Genomic DNA, 15,101 nt, shown 5'->3' with positions numbered 1-15,101 from the left:
AGCCTGACGAACACGACCTTCGACGGCGAGCTTCCCTCGGCCCCGAGCGACGCCGCGGACGGTGACTCCGCCGAGAGCGAGTCCGCCGAGGGCGGGACGATGCAGGGGGGTGCGCCGCAGGGCGGCGGGGGCTTCGGCGGCGGCGAGTTCGGCGTCGACTCGTTCACCGTGCTGGGCATCGAGTCGTCGAACGCGGCGGTCGGCCCGCTGTCCGCGGTGGCGCTCGTCGACGGTCGACTGCTCGCGGCGGACGACGCCGGGCGGAACGTCGTCGTGCTCGACGAGACCTACGCCACCAGCAGCGACCTCGCCGTCGGTGGCACGCTCGACATCGGCGGCACCGACATGGAGATCGTGGGCATCGTCGCGTCGGCGTCGTCCGACGCGGATACCGCCGCGAACGCATACCTCCCGCTGGACGTCGCACAGGAGATCTCGGGCGCCGGCGACGTCGTGTCCACGGTGTACGTCCAGGCCGCCTCGTCCGACCGGATCGCCGCCGTGCAGGCGGCACTCGAGGAGACCCTGCCCGATGCGACGGTGAGCGCGCAGTCCGACCTCGCCTCGACCGTCTCGGGCTCGCTGTCGAGCGCGTCGGCCCTCATCACGAACCTCGGCACGTGGCTGTCGGTCATCGTGCTCGCGGTGGCGGTGGTGCTCGCCGTGCTTTTCACGATCTCCGGAGTCTCGCGCCGCACGCGCGAGTTCGGCACGCTCAAGGCCATCGGGTGGTCGAACCGCCGCGTGGTCGGCCAGGTCGCCGGAGAGTCGATCGTGCAGGGACTCGTCGGCGGCGCGCTCGGCGTCGCGCTGGGGCTCGTGGGCGTGCTCGCCGTCAACCTCATCCACCCCACGATCTCGAGCACCGCCACCGCGGCCGATGGCCGGACCGGTGGCATGGCCGGCGGACCGGGAGGCGCCGGACCGGGCCCCATGGGGCAGGCCGCGCAGAGCGCCGACATCGTCCTCAGCGCCCCCGTCTCGCTCACGGTCGTCGCGGCCGCCGTCGGGCTGGCGCTCCTCGCCGGACTCGTCTCGGGCGCGTTCGGCGGCTGGCGCGCCTCGCGACTGAGCCCGGCCGAGGCCCTGCGGTCCGTGGCATGACCCCCTCATGGAGCAGCACGACCCGCTCATGGAAGACAGGAGACAGCAGATGACCACCACGCTCACAGAGCCCGCCTATCGCATCGCGGGCGTCACCAAGACGTACGACCAGAAGGGTCGCAGGATCACGGCGCTGACCGGCGTCGACATCGACATCGCGCATGGCGACTTCGTGACGATCCAGGGGCCGACGGGAGGCGGGAAGTCGACCTTTCTGCTAATCCTCGGCGCGCTCGACAGGCCCACGTCGGGCGAGGTCGTGCTGGGCGGCAGCGACATCGCTCGGGCATCGAGTGCGGAGCTCGGCAGGCTGCGCGCACACGAGATCGGCTTCGTGTTCCAGGGCTTCAACCTGATCCCGACCCTCACGGCCGCGGAGAACGTGGACATGGGTCTCGAGCCGCTGAGGTTGCCGCGGGACGAGCGTGCGACGCGGGTCACGGAAGCGCTGGCGCACGTCGGCCTTGCCGAGCGCGGCGACCATCTCCCGGGGGAGCTCTCCGGAGGACAGCAGCAGCGCGTGGCGATCGCGCGGGCGATCGCGAAGCGTCCCAAGGTCCTGCTGGCGGACGAGCCGACGGGAAACCTCGACGAGAGCATGCGCGACGAGATCCTGCAGGTGCTGCAGACACTCAACGATGAAGGGCTCACGCTGGTGATCGTGACGCACGACTCAGCGGTCGCTCGGCGTGCGAAGCGCCGCTTGCGGCTTGCGAAGGGCGTGGTGACCGAGATCGCCTGACCCGAGGACCCGACGAGGCCGCACCCGAAGACGGGTGCGGCCTCGTGGTCGCTCGGTCTTCTTCAGCTGCCAGAGGGCGGCTGAAGCGCCGGGTTCAGTGCGTGTCCTCGGCCTCGATCTCGCTGCGGTCGCCGGACCACAGGGTGTGGAAGGTGCCGGGCTTGTCGATGCGCTTGTAGGTGTGGGCGCCGAAGAAGTCGCGCTGGCCCTGCACGAGGGCGGCGGGGAGACGCTCGGCGCGGATGCCGTCGTAGTACGCCAGCGACGACGAGAACGCCGGCGACGGGATGCCGGCCTGCGTGGCGGCGATCACGACGCGACGCCACGCGGCCTGGCCGCGCGTGAGCGCGTCGGCGAAGTACGGTGCGGCCATCAGCAGCGGCAGCTCGGGGGTCTCGGCGTAGGCGTCCGCGATCCGGTTCAGGAACTGCGCGCGGATGATGCAGCCTGCACGCCAGATCTTCGAGATGGCGCCGAGGTCGATGTTCCAGCCGTACTCGGCCGCGCCGGCCCGGATCTCGTCGAAGCCCTGCGAGTAGGCGACGATCTTCGAGGCGAACAGCGCCTGACGCACGTCCTCGACGAAAGCGTCCGCGTCGGCGACCTCGAACGTCTCGCCCGGTCCGGGGAGCGTTGCCGCGACCTCGCGCTGCTCCGGGTGCGAGGACAGGGAGCGCGCGAACGTGGCCTCGGCGATGCCCGAGACGGGAACGCCCAGCGACAGCGCGGTCTGCACGGTCCAGGCGCCGGTGCCCTTGGCGCCGGCCTGGTCGAGGATCACGTCGACCAGCGGCTTGCCCGTCTCGGCGTCGTTCTGGCGCAGCACCTCGGCGGTGATCTCGATCAGGTACGACTCGAGCTCGCCGGCGTTCCACTCCGCGAAGATGTCGGCGATCTCCGCGGGCGACTTGCCCGTGCCGCGACGGATCAGGTCGTAGGCCTCGGCGATGAGCTGCATGTCGGCGTACTCGATACCGTTGTGCACCATCTTGACGAAGTGGCCGGCGCCGTCGGTGCCGACGTGGGTCACGCACGGCTCGCCCTCGGCGACCGCGGCGATCGAGCGCAGGATCGGACCGAGCGTGACCCACGACTCCTCGGGGCCGCCCGGCATGATCGAGGGGCCGTTGAGGGCGCCCTCCTCGCCGCCCGAGATCCCCGCGCCGACGAAGTTGATGCCCGTCTCGCGCACGGCCTTCTCGCGGCGGATCGTGTCCGTGAACAGCGCGTTGCCGCCGTCGACGATGATGTCGCCCGGCTCGAAGACCTCGGTGAGCGCCTGGATCACCGCATCCGTGCCCGCGCCGGCCTTGACCATGATGATCGCGGTCCGCGGCTTGGCCAGCGACGCGGCGAACTCCTCGTACGAGTACGCCGGGACGAACTCGGCCTCGGGGTGCTCGGCCAGCAGCTGGTCGGTCTTCTCGCGGCTGCGGTTGAACACGACGACCGTGTTCCCCTCGCGGCTGGCGAGGTTGCGGGCCAGGTTCGAGCCCATCACGGCGAGGCCCACGACCCCGATGTTGGCGACGGCGACATCGCTGTTGGAGCGGGAAAGGGTGGAAGCGTCGGTCACGCGATCTCCTTGCACACGGATCTCTGGGCGGATCACTGCGGGTTGCGGGACGCGAGAGCCGGTCCCGTCGGACCCAGGCTAGTGCGCGACGCGCTCACATGAGTCGCCGCGCGTCTGTGACGGCGCGCGCGACCCGGCGATCAGTCCTTGCGGTAGCCCGAGCGTCCGAGGGAGAAGAAGGCGCCGACGAGCAGAACGGCGGCGCCGATGGACATGGCGCCGATGAGGCCGGCGAGGATGTGGGAGACAGCGGCGGGATCGATCACGTCATAACGGTAGCCGTTCGTCCGGTAGGATGAGAAACGACCTCGGCGAGGGCGAGCCGCGTACGCGTGCTCAGCCGTTATCGACGCGGGCGAGCCTCGTGGCTCTCCCCACGCGTTGCGCACGAAGCGCCGCTGGGTCGAGAGAATCCCACAGACCACCGCGCGACCGATCGGTCTCGCGCCACGAGGAGAAGACACCATGGCTGAGCACACCACGCTCGACGCATCGGTGCGCACCCAGTTCGGCAAGGGCTTCGCCCGCCGCCTGCGCGCCGCCCACCAGATCCCCGCCGTCCTGTACGGTCACGGCACCGAGCCCGTGCACCTGGCGCTGCCGGGTCACGAGACGCTGCTGCTCGTGCGTCACGCGAACCCGATCGTCGAGCTCTCGTTCGACGGCACCACGCAGCTGGCGCTCGTCAAGGACGTCCAGCGCGACCCGGTGCGCCAGGTCATCGAGCACGTCGACCTCGTCGTGCTGCGCAAGGGCGAGAAGGTCACCGTCGACGTCCCCGTCGCCGTGGAGGGCGAGCCCTTCGCCGGCACGATCGCCAACCTCGACGCCATGACGCTGACGGTCGAGGTCGATGCCACGCGCATCCCCGAGCACCTCGTTGTGAACGTCGAGGGCCTCGAGGACGGCGCGCACATCACGGCCGCCGACGTTCAGCTGCCCGCGGGCGCCGAGCTCGTCACCGAGCCGGAGACGCTCGTCGTCGCGGTCTCGACGCCGCAGCTCGACACCACGTCGGACGCCGAGGGGGATGCCGAGGGCGAGGCTCCCGCCGCCGGCGAGGCCGCCGAGGACAAGGCCGCCGAGTAATCGGACTGCTTCGGGAGGGGGACGCGAGCGATCGCGTCCCCCTTCTTCGTGCCTGTTCATTGAGAGGATGAGGCCATGGCGGAAACCTGGCTGATCGTGGGGCTCGGCAATCCCGGACCCCGGTACGAGGCGACCCGGCACAACGTCGGCCAGATGGTCATCGACGAGCTCGCAGCGCGGCGCCGCGAGCCGTTCAAGCAGCACAAGGCGAATGCGCGCGTGGCGGAGACGTGGCTGCGCCCGGGCGCCGCAAAGCTCGTGCTCGCCAAGCCCAACTCGTTCATGAACGTCTCGGGGGGGCCTGCCGCGAACCTCGCCCGCTTCTACGGCACGGCGCCCGATCGCGTGATCGTGGTGCACGACGAGCTCGACATCCCGTTCGACACGGTGCGCCTGAAGTCCGGAGGTGGTCACGGCGGCCACAACGGCGTGCGCGACGTCGCCAAGGCGCTCGGCACCGCCGATTTCGTGCGCGTGCGGGTGGGGATCGGACGTCCGCCCGGTCGTCAGGACCCGGCCGACTGGGTGCTCGACCCGTTCAGCGCGACCGACCGGCAGACACTGCCGATCCTGATCTCGGACGCGGCCGACGCGGTCGAGCAGATCGTGGAGGACGGTCTGGTCGCGGCCCAGCAGAAGCACCACGCCCCCAAGGCGTAGCGCTCCCGGTTCAGACCGCGCCGGAGCCGGCGATGCCCACCACGGCGCCGACGAAGGCTGCGGTGCCCGCGATGACGGGTCCGACGGCCGAGATGATGATCGCCGCGATGCCCGCGCCGCGCCCACGGCGCTTCACGACCGCGATGATCCCCTGGATGAGCGCCCAGACGCCGAGCGCGCTCCCGCCCCACACGGCGATCTCGGCGACGAGCACCATGTCGCGCACCGGGGTGAGGATCTCCAGCCCCGTCCCCGCCGTCAGGGTCTGCAGGCTCGGCCCCACACCGGCCCCGATCGCGGCGAGCGCGACGGCGAGGACCACGCTCCCGCCGACGGTGGCGACGAGCGAGAGGATGAGCGCCACGGTGCCGAGCGCAGCCGACGGCCGGGGGCCCGGCGCCTGGAGCGCCTGCGCGAAGCGGGTGTCCTGCGGTGCGACGTACGGGGCGGCATACCCGCCGGGCGCAGGGGGCTGGGGGACGTTCGGCTGCTGCGGTGCGCTCACCGGCTCATCCTACGGACGGCCCGTGTCGGTGCCCGCTGAGTAGACTCCTCTGGTGACTGTTCCCGGGATTCTGCGCGCCCTCCAGTCGGCCGAATCGTTCCGGGACGCGCTGTCCGCGTCCGCGGTCGATGCCGACCTTTCGCTCGTCGACGGACTCGACGCCCCCGCCCTGGCCGCGCTGCTGGCGCGTCGCGTGGACGCCGGTCATCCGGCCGTGCTGCTGGCGATCGCCCCCACGGGCCGGCGCGCCGAGACGCTCGCCTCGGCGCTGCAGGCGATCATGCCCGACGCCGAGGTGCGGGACTTCCCGTCATGGGAGACGCTGCCGCACGAGCGTCTGAGTCCCAGCCCCGAGACCGTCGGACGGCGCCTGGCGACCCTCCGCCGTCTCGCGACCTGGGACGGCTCCACGCCGCTGGTCATCACGACGTCCGTCCGGTCCGCGATCCAGCCCCTCGCGCACGGGCTCGGCGACGCCGCGCCCATCCGGCTCGCCGTGGGCGAGCGCGGGGAGGAGCTGGACGACGTGGTGCGTCGCCTCGTCGAGCTGGCGTACGCGCGGGTCGACATGGTGTCGCGTCGCGGAGAGTTCGCGGTGCGCGGCGGCATCCTCGACGTCTTCCCGCCCGTCGCCGACCACCCGTACCGCGTCGACTTCTTCGGCGACGAGGTCGACCAGATCCGCGCGTTCTCCGTCGCCGACCAGCGCTCGCTGCCGGGCGAGGTGCGCGAGGTCGAGCTGGTGCCGAGCCGCGAGCTGCTGCTGACGGACGAGGTGCGCGGCCGCGCGCGGGAGCTGCAGCACGAGTTCCCGGGCATCGCGCAGATGCTCGAGAAGATGGGCCAGGGCATTCCGGTCGAGGGCATGGAGTCGCTGACCCCGGTGGTCGCGGGACCGCTCGCCTCGGTCGTCGAGTACCTGCCCCGCGGCGCCGCTGTGGCGCTCGTCGACCCCGAGCGGGCGGTGTCCCGCGCGCTGACGCTCGGCGAGACGAACCGCGAGTTCCTGGAGGCCGCGTGGAACGCCGCCACCAGCGGCGCGCGGGCGCCGATCAACCTCGAGGCCGGCGACTTCCTCACGATCTCGCGGCTGCACGACGACGTCCGCGACCGAGGCGGCGTGTGGTGGACGCTCAGTCCGTTCGATTCCGGCGCCGCGGACATCGCGGCCGAGCTCGACGCGCTCGCCGACGACGACGTGCGGATCGCGCCCGACGCGGGCACCGCCATCCGGATCCGCGGTTCCGCCGTTCCGTCCTTCGCAGGCAGCGTCGACGGCGCGGTCGAGCACGTCGCGGCGCGCCTGGCCGACGGCTGGCGCGTGGTGGTCGCGGCCGGCGGCTCCGGTCTCGTCGAGCGCGCGCGAGACGTCCTGTCCGAGCGTGGCCTCGCGGCCCGGATCGTCGAGACGCTCGACGAAGCACCCGAGGCGGGCGTCGCGATCCTGACGCAGGCGGCCGTCGAGCGCGGCTTCGAGGTCGAAGAGGTCAAGCTCGCGGTCCTGACCGAGACCGAGTTCTACGGCCGCACGATCGGCGGCGACACCCGCGTCGTGAAGAAGCTGGCGTCGCGACGGCGCAACGTCGTCGATCCGCTGCAGCTCAAGACCGGCGACTACGTGGTGCATGCCACGCACGGCATCGGCCGCTTCGTCGAGATGACCAAGCGCCAGGTGTCGAGCGGAGGGCGCAACGCGGTCAAGAGCGAGCGCGACTATCTCGTGCTCGAGTACGCGCCGTCAAAGCGCGGCTACCCCGGCGACAAGCTGTACGTGCCGACCGATCAGCTCGACCTGCTGTCCAAGTACGTCGGCGGCGAGGCGCCGACCCTGTCGAAGATGGGCGGCAGCGACTGGGCGCAGGCCAAGGGCAAGGCTCGCCGCGCCGTACGCGACATCGCGGTCGAGCTCGTGAAGCTCTACTCCGCCCGCATGGCGGCCAAGGGCCACGCGTTCGGGCCCGACACGCCGTGGCAGCGCGAGCTCGAGGAGGCGTTCCCGTTCGCGGAGACGCCCGACCAGCTGCAGACGATCGACGAGGTCAAGCGCGACATGGAGCGCCCCATCCCCATGGACCGCCTGCTGTCGGGCGACGTCGGCTTCGGCAAGACCGAGGTCGCGGTGCGCGCGGCCTTCAAGGCGATCCAGGACGGCAAGCAGGTCGCGATGCTCGTGCCGACCACGCTGCTCGTCAAGCAGCACCTCGAGACGTTCCAGGAGCGGTTCGCGGGCTTCCCTGTCGTCGTGAAGTCGCTGTCGCGCTTCCAGACCGACAAGGAGGCGCGCCAGACCGTGCAGGGCCTGCTCGACGGCTCCGTCGACATGGTGATCGGCACGCACCGGATCCTGACCGAGCAGGTGAAGTTCAAGGACCTGGGGCTGATGATCATCGACGAGGAGCAGCGCTTCGGCGTCGAGCACAAGGACCAGCTCAAGAAGCTCAAGACGAACGTCGACATCCTCGCGATGAGCGCGACGCCGATCCCGCGGACGCTCGAGATGGCGGTCACCGGCATTCGGGAGATGTCGACGCTCGCGACCCCGCCCGAGGACCGGCATCCGATCCTGTCGTACGTCGGCCCGCGCAACGACAAGCAGATCGCGGCCGCGATCCGCCGCGAGATGCTGCGCGAGGGTCAGGTGTTCTACGTGCACAACCGCGTCACGTCGATCAACTCGGTCGCGGCCCACCTCGCCGAGCTGGTGCCGGATGCGCGCATCGCGATCGCGCACGGCAAGATGGGCGAGCACCAGCTCGAGCAGGTCGTCGACGACTTCTGGGAGCGCAAGTTCGACGTGCTCGTCTGCACGACGATCATCGAGACCGGCATCGACATCACCAACGCGAACACGATCATCATCGACCGCGCCGACAAGTACGGCCTCGCGCAGCTGCACCAGCTGCGCGGCCGCGTCGGACGCGGTCGCGAGCGGGCATACGCGTACTTCGTGTACGACGAGATGAAGCCTCTGTCGGAGACCGCGGCCGACCGCCTGCAGACCATCGCGGTGCACAACGACCTCGGGTCGGGCATCCAGGTCGCCATGAAGGACCTCGAGCTCCGAGGCGCGGGAAACCTGTTGGGCGCCGAGCAGGCGGGGCACATCGCGGGAGTCGGGTTCGACCTGTACCTGCGCATGATCGGCGAGGCCGTCGCGACCTTCCGCGGCGAGGAGACCGAGGGTCCCGTCGAACTGCGGCTCGAGCTGCCGATCGAGGCGCGCCTGCCGGAGTCGTACATCGACGCCGAGCGCCTGCGCCTCGAGGCCTACCAGAAGCTCTCGGCCGCGGCCGCCGCCACCGCGAAGGACGACGCGATCGACCTGGTGATCGAGGAGCTCACCGACCGCTACGGCACACCGCCGCCCGAGGTCGACGGGCTCGTCGCAGCGGCCCGGCTGCGCCGCCGTGCGGCGCAGGCGGGGCTCAGCGACGTGGTCGCGATGGGGCGCAATCTCCGCGTCGCCCCGGCGAACCTGCCGGAGTCGATGCGCGTGCGCCTGCAGCGCCTGTACCCGGGGGCAAAGCTGCTCTCGGGTGGCGAGGCGATGGTCGTGCCGCTGCCCACGGCAGGGGGAGAGCCGCTCGGCGATGCCGACCTGCTGGCGTGGGTCGGGCAGCTGCTGGACGCGCTGTTCCCGGCGCCGAAGCCGGCTCCGGCCGAAGAGACGGCGTCCGCTCCAGGGGCCGGTTGATGGGCGGCGGGCCCGGGGGTTGGATGGGGCGCATGGAACCCGACATCGTCGTCACGGACAACGCCCAGCACGCCCGCTACGAGGCGCGCCTGACCCATCGCGAGACCGGCGAGAGCGAGCTGGCCGGCGTCCTCGCGTACGAGGACGGGGCCGACGGCTCGCGCACCCTGCTGCACACCGTCGTGTGGCAGGAGCACTCGGGCCACGGACTGGGGGGTCGCCTTGCGACGCACGCGTTCGCGGACGCGCGCCGGCGCGGCGCCCGCATCGTGCCGGTCTGCACGTTCATCCAGGCGTGGCTCGAGCGACACCCGGACCAGGCGGACATCGTCGTGTCGCGGCCCCGGTAGGCTGGATCACGGAGTGCCGGGAAGTCTGGTCGGCGGCGGATCATCCGTCTCAACGTTCCCGCCCACCCGAAAGGCGCCCATGACGCACCTCCTCCGATCCGAGCGATTCCCCGCGATCCTGCTGCTGGGAGCGGCCGCGCTCGGCCTGCTCGTCGCGAACCTGCCGTTCGGCACGGCCGTGATCGACGTCAGCCACGTGCACCTCGCGATCCCCGGCACGCCCATCGACCTCTCGCTCGCCCACTGGATCTCCGACGGGCTGCTGGCGATCTTCTTCTTCGGCGTCGCGGTCGAGCTGCAGTACGAGCTCACGACCGGCGAGCTCTCCACCGTGCGGCGCGCCCTGCAGCCCGCGATCGCCGCGGCCGGCGGCGTGATCGTGCCGATCCTGGTCTATCTCGCGATCGCGGGACACGACCCCGCCACGCGGGACGGCTGGCCGATCCCGACCGCCACCGACATCGCGTTCGCGCTCGGCGTGCTCGCGGTGTTCGGCCGCGGGCTGCCCTCGCCGGTGCGGATCTTCCTGCTCGCGCTGGCGATCATCGACGACATCGTCGGCATCGTGTTCATCGCGGTGCTCTTCGCACACGACATGAACCTCGGGCTGCTGGCGATCGGCGTCATCCTCGTCGTCGTCTTCGCCGTGCTGAGCCGGATCGATGCGGACGGCCGGGGCGCCCGCATCGCGGTGGTCGCCCTCATGATCGTCACGGCGATCCTGGCGTGGGCCTTCGTGCTGCTGTCGGGGGTGCACGCCACGATCGCGGGCGTGCTGCTGGGTCTCGCGATGCAGCAGAGCCCGGGCATGCGCGCGCGTCACGTGCTCGAGCCGTGGATCAACGCCGTCATCCTGCCGCTGTTCGCCTTCGCCGCCGCGCTGGTGGTGATCCCGCAGGTCTCGCCGAGCCAGCTGTCGCCCGCGCTGTGGGCGATCCTGATCGCGCTGCCGGTGGGGAAGATCGTCGGCATCTCGGTGTTCGGCTGGCTCGGCATGCGGCTGCGTCCGCGGGGGACGGCGCCGACCGTCGCCTTCCCGGATCTGGTGGCTGCCGGCGCGCTCGGCGGCATCGGCTTCACCGTCTCGCTGCTGCTGACGAACCTCGCGTTCGCCGAGGACCCCGTCATCCGGGACCAGGCGATCCTGGGCGTGCTCGGCGGATCGATGATCGCGCTCGTGCTGTGCGCCGTGCTCGTCTCGCTGCGCGCGCGCCATCACCGCCGGCTGGCATCGTCGGTGACGGCACCGTGAGCGATACCGAGAGCCGGGAGGGCCGGATGCCGGACGCGCTGCGGGAGGCCGTCGAGACGATGCGCGCGGTGCGCGACCGCTGCGTCTGGACGCAGGGGATCGACCACCGCGCGCTGGTTCCGTACCTGATCGAGGAGAGCCACGAGCTGGTCGACGCGATCGAGACGGGCGGCGCGACCGAGCTGCGCGAAGAGCTCGGCGACCTGCTGTGGCAGGTGCTGTTCCACGCGGAGATCGCCTCGCGCGCGACCGACGACCCGTTCGACATGGACGACGTCGCGGCGGGCCTGGTCGAGAAGATGGTGCGGCGGCATCCGCACGTGTTCGCGGGCGAGACGGCGGAGACCCCCGAGCGCGTGCTCGAGCTGTGGAACGCCGCGAAGGCGGCGGAGAAGCGCGAGCGGGCGAGCGTGCTGGACGGCGTGGCGCGGTCGATGCCCTCGCTCGCGCTCGCGCAGAAGCTGGTGGGCAAGGCGGCGCAGGTCGGCGCGGGCGCGGACGTCGCGCTCGCGGTGCACGACGCGGCCGAGGTCGGCGCGGTGCCGGAGTCGGAGGAGGAGCTCGGCGACCTGCTCCTCACTCTCACCGCCGCGGCCCGCTCCCGTGGCTGGGACGCCGAGCGAGCGCTGCGCGAGCGCCTGCGCACGCTCGAGGCGGAGATCCGCGACGCCGAGGCCTGAGGCCCCGCGACACGCGACCGGTTCCCCCGTCGCGAGACCTCACCCGTCGCGAGACCTCACCTGCCGCGCGAGACATCGCCGTGCGTCGAGGTCTCGCGGCGCGCGTGAGGTCTCGCACGGGGATGGGACAATGGATCCGCTATGGCTTCCGTGAATGCGCCGCGCGGCATGCGCGATTTCCTCCCCGCCGACAAGGCCCGCCGCGAGCGCGTGCTCGCCGTGATCCGGGAGCGCTATCGCGCCCACGGGTTCGACGAGATCGAGACCCCGGTGGTCGAGGAGTACGCGCGCCTGCACGCGGGCATCGGCGGCGACAACGAGAAGCTCGCGTTCAACATCCTGCGCCGCGGCCTCGACGCCGACGCCATCCACGCCGCGGCCGAGGACCAGGCCGCGCTGACCGACCTCGGGCTGCGCTACGACCTCACCGTGCCGCTCGCGCGCTTCTACGCCACGAACCGGGCCGAGCTGCCGGCGGTGTTCCGCTCGATCCAGATCGCGCCGGTCTGGCGGGCAGAGCGCCCGCAGAAGGGTCGCTACCGCCAGTTCATGCAGTGCGACATCGACATCATCGGCGACGCGTCCGCGCGCGCCGAGGCCGAGCTGATCGTCGCCTCGCTCGACACGCTCGACGCGCTGTCCCTCGAGGGCGCGAGCGTGCGGATCAACGATCGTCGCGCTCTCGACGCGATGCTCGACCTGTTCGGCTTCGCGCCGGATGAGCGCCCCGGTGTGCTCATCACGATCGACAAGCTCGACAAGATCGGACCGTCCGGCGTCACGGCCGAGCTGCGCCAGCGCGGCGCGACGACCGGAGCCGTCGACGCCTTCGACGCGTTCCTGAATCGGCCGCAGACGAAGGAGTTCCTGCCGTACGGCGAGGCGCAGATCCGCAAGGCGCTGCCAGAGGGAGTCCCGGACGAGGTCGTCGCTCACCTCACCGGCATCGGCGATGCGGTCTCGGCCGCCCGCGGCGACGTGCCGCTGCAGTTCGACCCGTTCCTCGTACGCGGAATGGGCTACTACACCGGCACGATCTTCGAACTCGCGCACCCGTCGGTCGCCTACTCCCTCGGCGGCGGGGGTCGCTACGACGGCATGATCGGCCGCTTCCTCGGGCAGGACGTGCCCGCTGTCGGCTTCTCGATCGGCTTCGAGCGCATCGTCGACCTCGTCGCGCTACAGGACCCGGATGCGGCGGCCGCCGTGGTGCTCGTGCACGACCGCGACGTGCCGGTCACCGAGCTGCTCGCGCTGAAGGCGCAGCTGATCGCGGAGGGCTCGCGCGTGCGCCTCGAGCAGCGTACCAAGAACCTCAAGGCACTGCTCGATCGCGCCACGGCCGACGGCTACACGGCGTTCTCGACGGTGTCGGCCGGTGCCGGCCGCGCGGACCTGGAGCTCAAGCCGCTGGGCTGAGATCGTCCGTGCCCGGCCGCGGGGCGAACCGCACCGGAAGCGTCAGAACCCGATCGGCGTGATCGGGGCCAGGCCGCCGCCCGCCCACTGCTCCAGCACGATGCGCTCGTGCGGGACGACCGGATCGGGCAGGGCCGAGAGCGCGAACCAGCGCAGGTCGGAGGCCTTGTCCTCCTGCAGCGCCGGGGTGCCGTCCCACGTGCGGCAGCCGAAGAAGACGTCGATGCGCTCGTCGATCGCGGCGCCGCCGCCCGTGCGGTGCTCGAGCGTGAGGAATTCGAGATCGCCGACCGCGACGCCGACCCCGAGCTCCTCGGAGACCTCGCGCACGGCCGCCTGCAGCAGAGACTCGCCCTGCTCGACGTGGCCCGCGGCCCCCGCTGCCCAGTGCCCGTCGTAGTAGCCGGTGCTCGCGCGCAGCTGCAGCAGCACCTCGTCCCCGTGTCGGAGGAGGACGTACACCGCCGGGATCACGGCGAACCGTCCGTGCGCGGCGGCGTACGCGTCGCTGTATCGCTCGGTCACGAGGTCCATCCTGGCAGTCTTCGTCCGCGGCCCCGGACGGCCGTGTCGGACAGCTGGGCAGCTCGCGGGATCGACGTCTCAGACACCGGATCGCGCGCGCTCCCGCTGCAGACGGACCGCTCTTCCGATCAGGCCGACGGCCAGCACGGCCGCACCCACCGCCGCGCTCTGCCACGGCAGGGTGAGAGCCAGCACGGCACACCCGACCGCGCCGACGACCTGCATCCAGCGCGGGTAGCGGCGCACCGCGGCGCCCTGGCGGAACGCCGCGAGGTTCGCGATCAGGTAGTACAGCAGCACGCCGAACGAGGAGAACCCGATCGCGCCGCGCAGGTCGGCGAACGCGACCACGGCGATCACGACGACGCCGATCGCGAGCTCGGCGCGATGGGGCACGTGGAAGCGCGGATGGATCGCCGACAGGGACGCCGGCAGGTCGTGCTCGCGCGCCATCGCGAGTCCCGTGCGGCCGATGCCCGCGATGAGCGCGAGGAGCGCACCGAGCGACGCGGCGGCGGCGCCGGCCCGCACGACCGGGGATGCCCAGTCCCATCCGGCCGCGATCACGGCGTCGGACAGGGGAGCGGACGAGGCCGCCGTGGCCTCCGCGCCGAGCGTCCACAGCAGCGCCGCGCCGACCCCGGCGTAGACGGCGAGCGCCACGACGAAGGCGATCGTGATCGCCCGGGGGATGGTCCGGGACGGATCCCTCACCTCCTCGCCCATCGTGGCGATCCGGGCGTATCCGGCGAACGCGAAGAACAGCAGGCCCGCCGACTGCAGCAGCCCGCCCGGGCCGTCCGGCAGCGGGCCGGAGAACGCGCCGTCCGGTGACGCGGGCGCGGACGCGCCCGCCGCGACCGCGACGGCGAGCGCCAGCAGCGAGACCGCGACGATGACCTTGGCAGCGAGGGCCGTGCGCGTGACACCGAGCAGGTTCACGCCGACGAGCGCCGCGACCGCGATGACCGCGACGGGTCGCTCCCAGCCCGGAGGCGCCGCGTATGCCGCGAAGGTCATCGCCATGGCGGCGCAGCTGGCGAGCTTGCCGATCACGAAGCACCACCCGGCAGCGAAACCCCACCACGCCCCGAGCTCGGCGCGGCCATACGCGTACGTGCCACCCGCGACCGCGTGCACGGCCGCGAGCTGGGCCGACGCGGTCGCGTTGCAGTACGCGACGACCGCCGCGATGCCCAGCCCGGCGAGCAGCCACGAACCCGCGGCGCTCGCCGCCGGGGCGAACGCCGAGAACACCCCTGCGCCGATCATCGCGCCCAGGCCGATGGCGACGGCGTCGCCGAGTCCGAGCCGGCGGGCAAGGGTGGGGGGCGTCGTCATGCGCCGGAGTATAGGCGGCGCGGATGACGCGCGCGGGCCCGCCCGGTGACCGGCGCCGAGGCGGAAATCCGGCCATCGGGCGCGCCCGGGCCGTGCGGCGTCCGGCCAGGAGTAGAAAAGTTGCGGCGGGGGCGATCGAAGCTCCCGGTGTGAAGGGAGCGCCG

Annotated in this window: 14 protein-coding genes; 9 read left to right on the top strand and 5 right to left on the bottom strand. The window is 71.9% G+C overall.

Going from position 1 to position 15,101, the window contains the following annotated elements:
• Both RIF89_RS01390 and RIF89_RS01385 read left to right on the top strand, forming a co-directional pair.
• Positions 1 to 1,104, top strand: a 1,104-nt coding sequence (locus RIF89_RS01390) for an ABC transporter permease (RefSeq protein ID WP_309067371.1), incomplete at its 5' end; no start/stop codon positions are given.
• 49 nt (positions 1,105 to 1,153) lie between these two features.
• Positions 1,154 to 1,846, top strand: coding sequence for an ABC transporter ATP-binding protein (locus tag RIF89_RS01385; RefSeq protein ID WP_309067370.1), 693 nt, complete (start codon positions 1,154 to 1,156; stop codon positions 1,844 to 1,846).
• Between the two features lie 94 nt (positions 1,847 to 1,940).
• Here RIF89_RS01385 and gndA read toward each other — a convergent pair whose 3' ends face one another.
• Both gndA and RIF89_RS01375 read right to left on the bottom strand, forming a co-directional pair.
• On the bottom strand, positions 1,941 to 3,422 hold the full coding sequence (gndA, locus tag RIF89_RS01380; protein WP_309067369.1) for an NADP-dependent phosphogluconate dehydrogenase: 1,482 nt from the start codon (positions 3,420 to 3,422) through the stop codon (positions 1,941 to 1,943).
• A gap of 140 nt (positions 3,423 to 3,562) precedes the next feature.
• Entirely contained in the window at positions 3,563 to 3,688 is a 126-nt protein-coding gene (locus tag RIF89_RS01375) for a hypothetical protein (RefSeq protein ID WP_309067368.1), read from the bottom strand.
• 199 nt (positions 3,689 to 3,887) lie between these two features.
• Between RIF89_RS01375 and RIF89_RS01370 the strand changes: the two genes are divergently transcribed.
• On the top strand, positions 3,888 to 4,511 hold the full coding sequence (locus tag RIF89_RS01370; RefSeq protein ID WP_309067367.1) for a 50S ribosomal protein L25/general stress protein Ctc: 624 nt from the start codon (positions 3,888 to 3,890) through the stop codon (positions 4,509 to 4,511).
• Positions 4,512 to 4,586: 75 nt separating this feature from the next.
• Positions 4,587 to 5,171, top strand: a complete 585-nt coding sequence (pth, locus tag RIF89_RS01365) for an aminoacyl-tRNA hydrolase (RefSeq protein WP_309067366.1) — start codon at positions 4,587 to 4,589, stop codon at positions 5,169 to 5,171.
• Positions 5,172 to 5,181: 10 nt separating this feature from the next.
• On the opposite strand, the gene RIF89_RS01360 is transcribed toward pth, so the two are convergent.
• On the bottom strand, positions 5,182 to 5,676 hold the full coding sequence (locus RIF89_RS01360; RefSeq protein WP_309067365.1) for a hypothetical protein: 495 nt from the start codon (positions 5,674 to 5,676) through the stop codon (positions 5,182 to 5,184).
• A 52-nt stretch (positions 5,677 to 5,728) separates the two neighbouring features.
• On the opposite strand from RIF89_RS01360, the gene mfd reads away from it, so the two are divergent.
• From mfd to hisS, 5 genes are all read left to right on the top strand, one after another.
• On the top strand, positions 5,729 to 9,370 hold the full coding sequence (mfd, locus tag RIF89_RS01355) for a transcription-repair coupling factor (protein WP_309067364.1): 3,642 nt from the start codon (positions 5,729 to 5,731) through the stop codon (positions 9,368 to 9,370).
• A 32-nt stretch (positions 9,371 to 9,402) separates the two neighbouring features.
• Positions 9,403 to 9,720: a GNAT family N-acetyltransferase gene (locus RIF89_RS01350; RefSeq protein ID WP_309067363.1), complete on the top strand. Its 318-nt coding sequence runs from the start codon at positions 9,403 to 9,405 to the stop codon at positions 9,718 to 9,720.
• Positions 9,721 to 9,799: 79 nt separating this feature from the next.
• Positions 9,800 to 10,972 carry a Na+/H+ antiporter NhaA gene (gene nhaA / locus RIF89_RS01345; protein WP_309067362.1) on the top strand — a complete coding sequence of 391 codons (1,173 nt, stop codon included), beginning with the start codon at positions 9,800 to 9,802 and terminating at the stop codon, positions 10,970 to 10,972.
• 26 nt (positions 10,973 to 10,998) lie between these two features.
• Positions 10,999 to 11,652, top strand: a complete 654-nt coding sequence (locus RIF89_RS01340) for a MazG family protein (RefSeq protein ID WP_309067374.1) — start codon at positions 10,999 to 11,001, stop codon at positions 11,650 to 11,652.
• Positions 11,653 to 11,793: 141 nt separating this feature from the next.
• A complete protein-coding gene (gene hisS / locus RIF89_RS01335) occupies positions 11,794 to 13,071 on the top strand; it encodes a histidine--tRNA ligase (RefSeq protein WP_309067361.1) in 1,278 nt (425 codons plus the stop codon).
• Between the two features lie 42 nt (positions 13,072 to 13,113).
• Here hisS and RIF89_RS01330 read toward each other — a convergent pair whose 3' ends face one another.
• Both RIF89_RS01330 and RIF89_RS01325 read right to left on the bottom strand, forming a co-directional pair.
• Complete coding sequence (locus RIF89_RS01330; RefSeq protein WP_309067360.1) at positions 13,114 to 13,596, bottom strand: NUDIX domain-containing protein; 483 nt, start codon at positions 13,594 to 13,596, stop codon at positions 13,114 to 13,116.
• 78 nt (positions 13,597 to 13,674) lie between these two features.
• Positions 13,675 to 14,937 (bottom strand): APC family permease, encoded by a 1,263-nt coding sequence (locus tag RIF89_RS01325; RefSeq protein WP_309067359.1) that lies wholly within the window; start codon positions 14,935 to 14,937, stop codon positions 13,675 to 13,677.
• Positions 14,938 to 15,101 lie beyond the last annotated feature (164 nt).

Source organism: Microbacterium sp., from assembly GCF_031178525.1.
Lineage (GTDB): Bacteria > Actinomycetota > Actinomycetes > Actinomycetales > Microbacteriaceae > Microbacterium.
This window is presented reverse-complemented; position numbering and strand designations above follow the sequence as displayed.

Excerpts from the sequence above, each read along its gene's own strand:
- nhaA (WP_309067362.1), top strand. The coding sequence starts at position 9,800 with ATGACGCACCTCCTCCGATCCGAGCGATTCCCCGCGATCCTGCTGCTG.
- RIF89_RS01340 (WP_309067374.1), top strand. The coding sequence starts at position 10,999 with ATGCCGGACGCGCTGCGGGAGGCCGTCGAGACGATGCGCGCGGTGCGC.
- RIF89_RS01385 (WP_309067370.1), top strand. The coding sequence starts at position 1,154 with ATGACCACCACGCTCACAGAGCCCGCCTATCGCATCGCGGGCGTCACC.
- pth (WP_309067366.1), top strand. The coding sequence starts at position 4,587 with ATGGCGGAAACCTGGCTGATCGTGGGGCTCGGCAATCCCGGACCCCGG.
- RIF89_RS01350 (WP_309067363.1), top strand. The coding sequence starts at position 9,403 with ATGGAACCCGACATCGTCGTCACGGACAACGCCCAGCACGCCCGCTAC.
- RIF89_RS01370 (WP_309067367.1), top strand. The coding sequence starts at position 3,888 with ATGGCTGAGCACACCACGCTCGACGCATCGGTGCGCACCCAGTTCGGC.
- RIF89_RS01325 (WP_309067359.1), bottom strand. The coding sequence starts at position 14,937 with ATGACGACGCCCCCCACCCTTGCCCGCCGGCTCGGACTCGGCGACGCC.
- hisS (WP_309067361.1), top strand. The coding sequence starts at position 11,794 with ATGGCTTCCGTGAATGCGCCGCGCGGCATGCGCGATTTCCTCCCCGCC.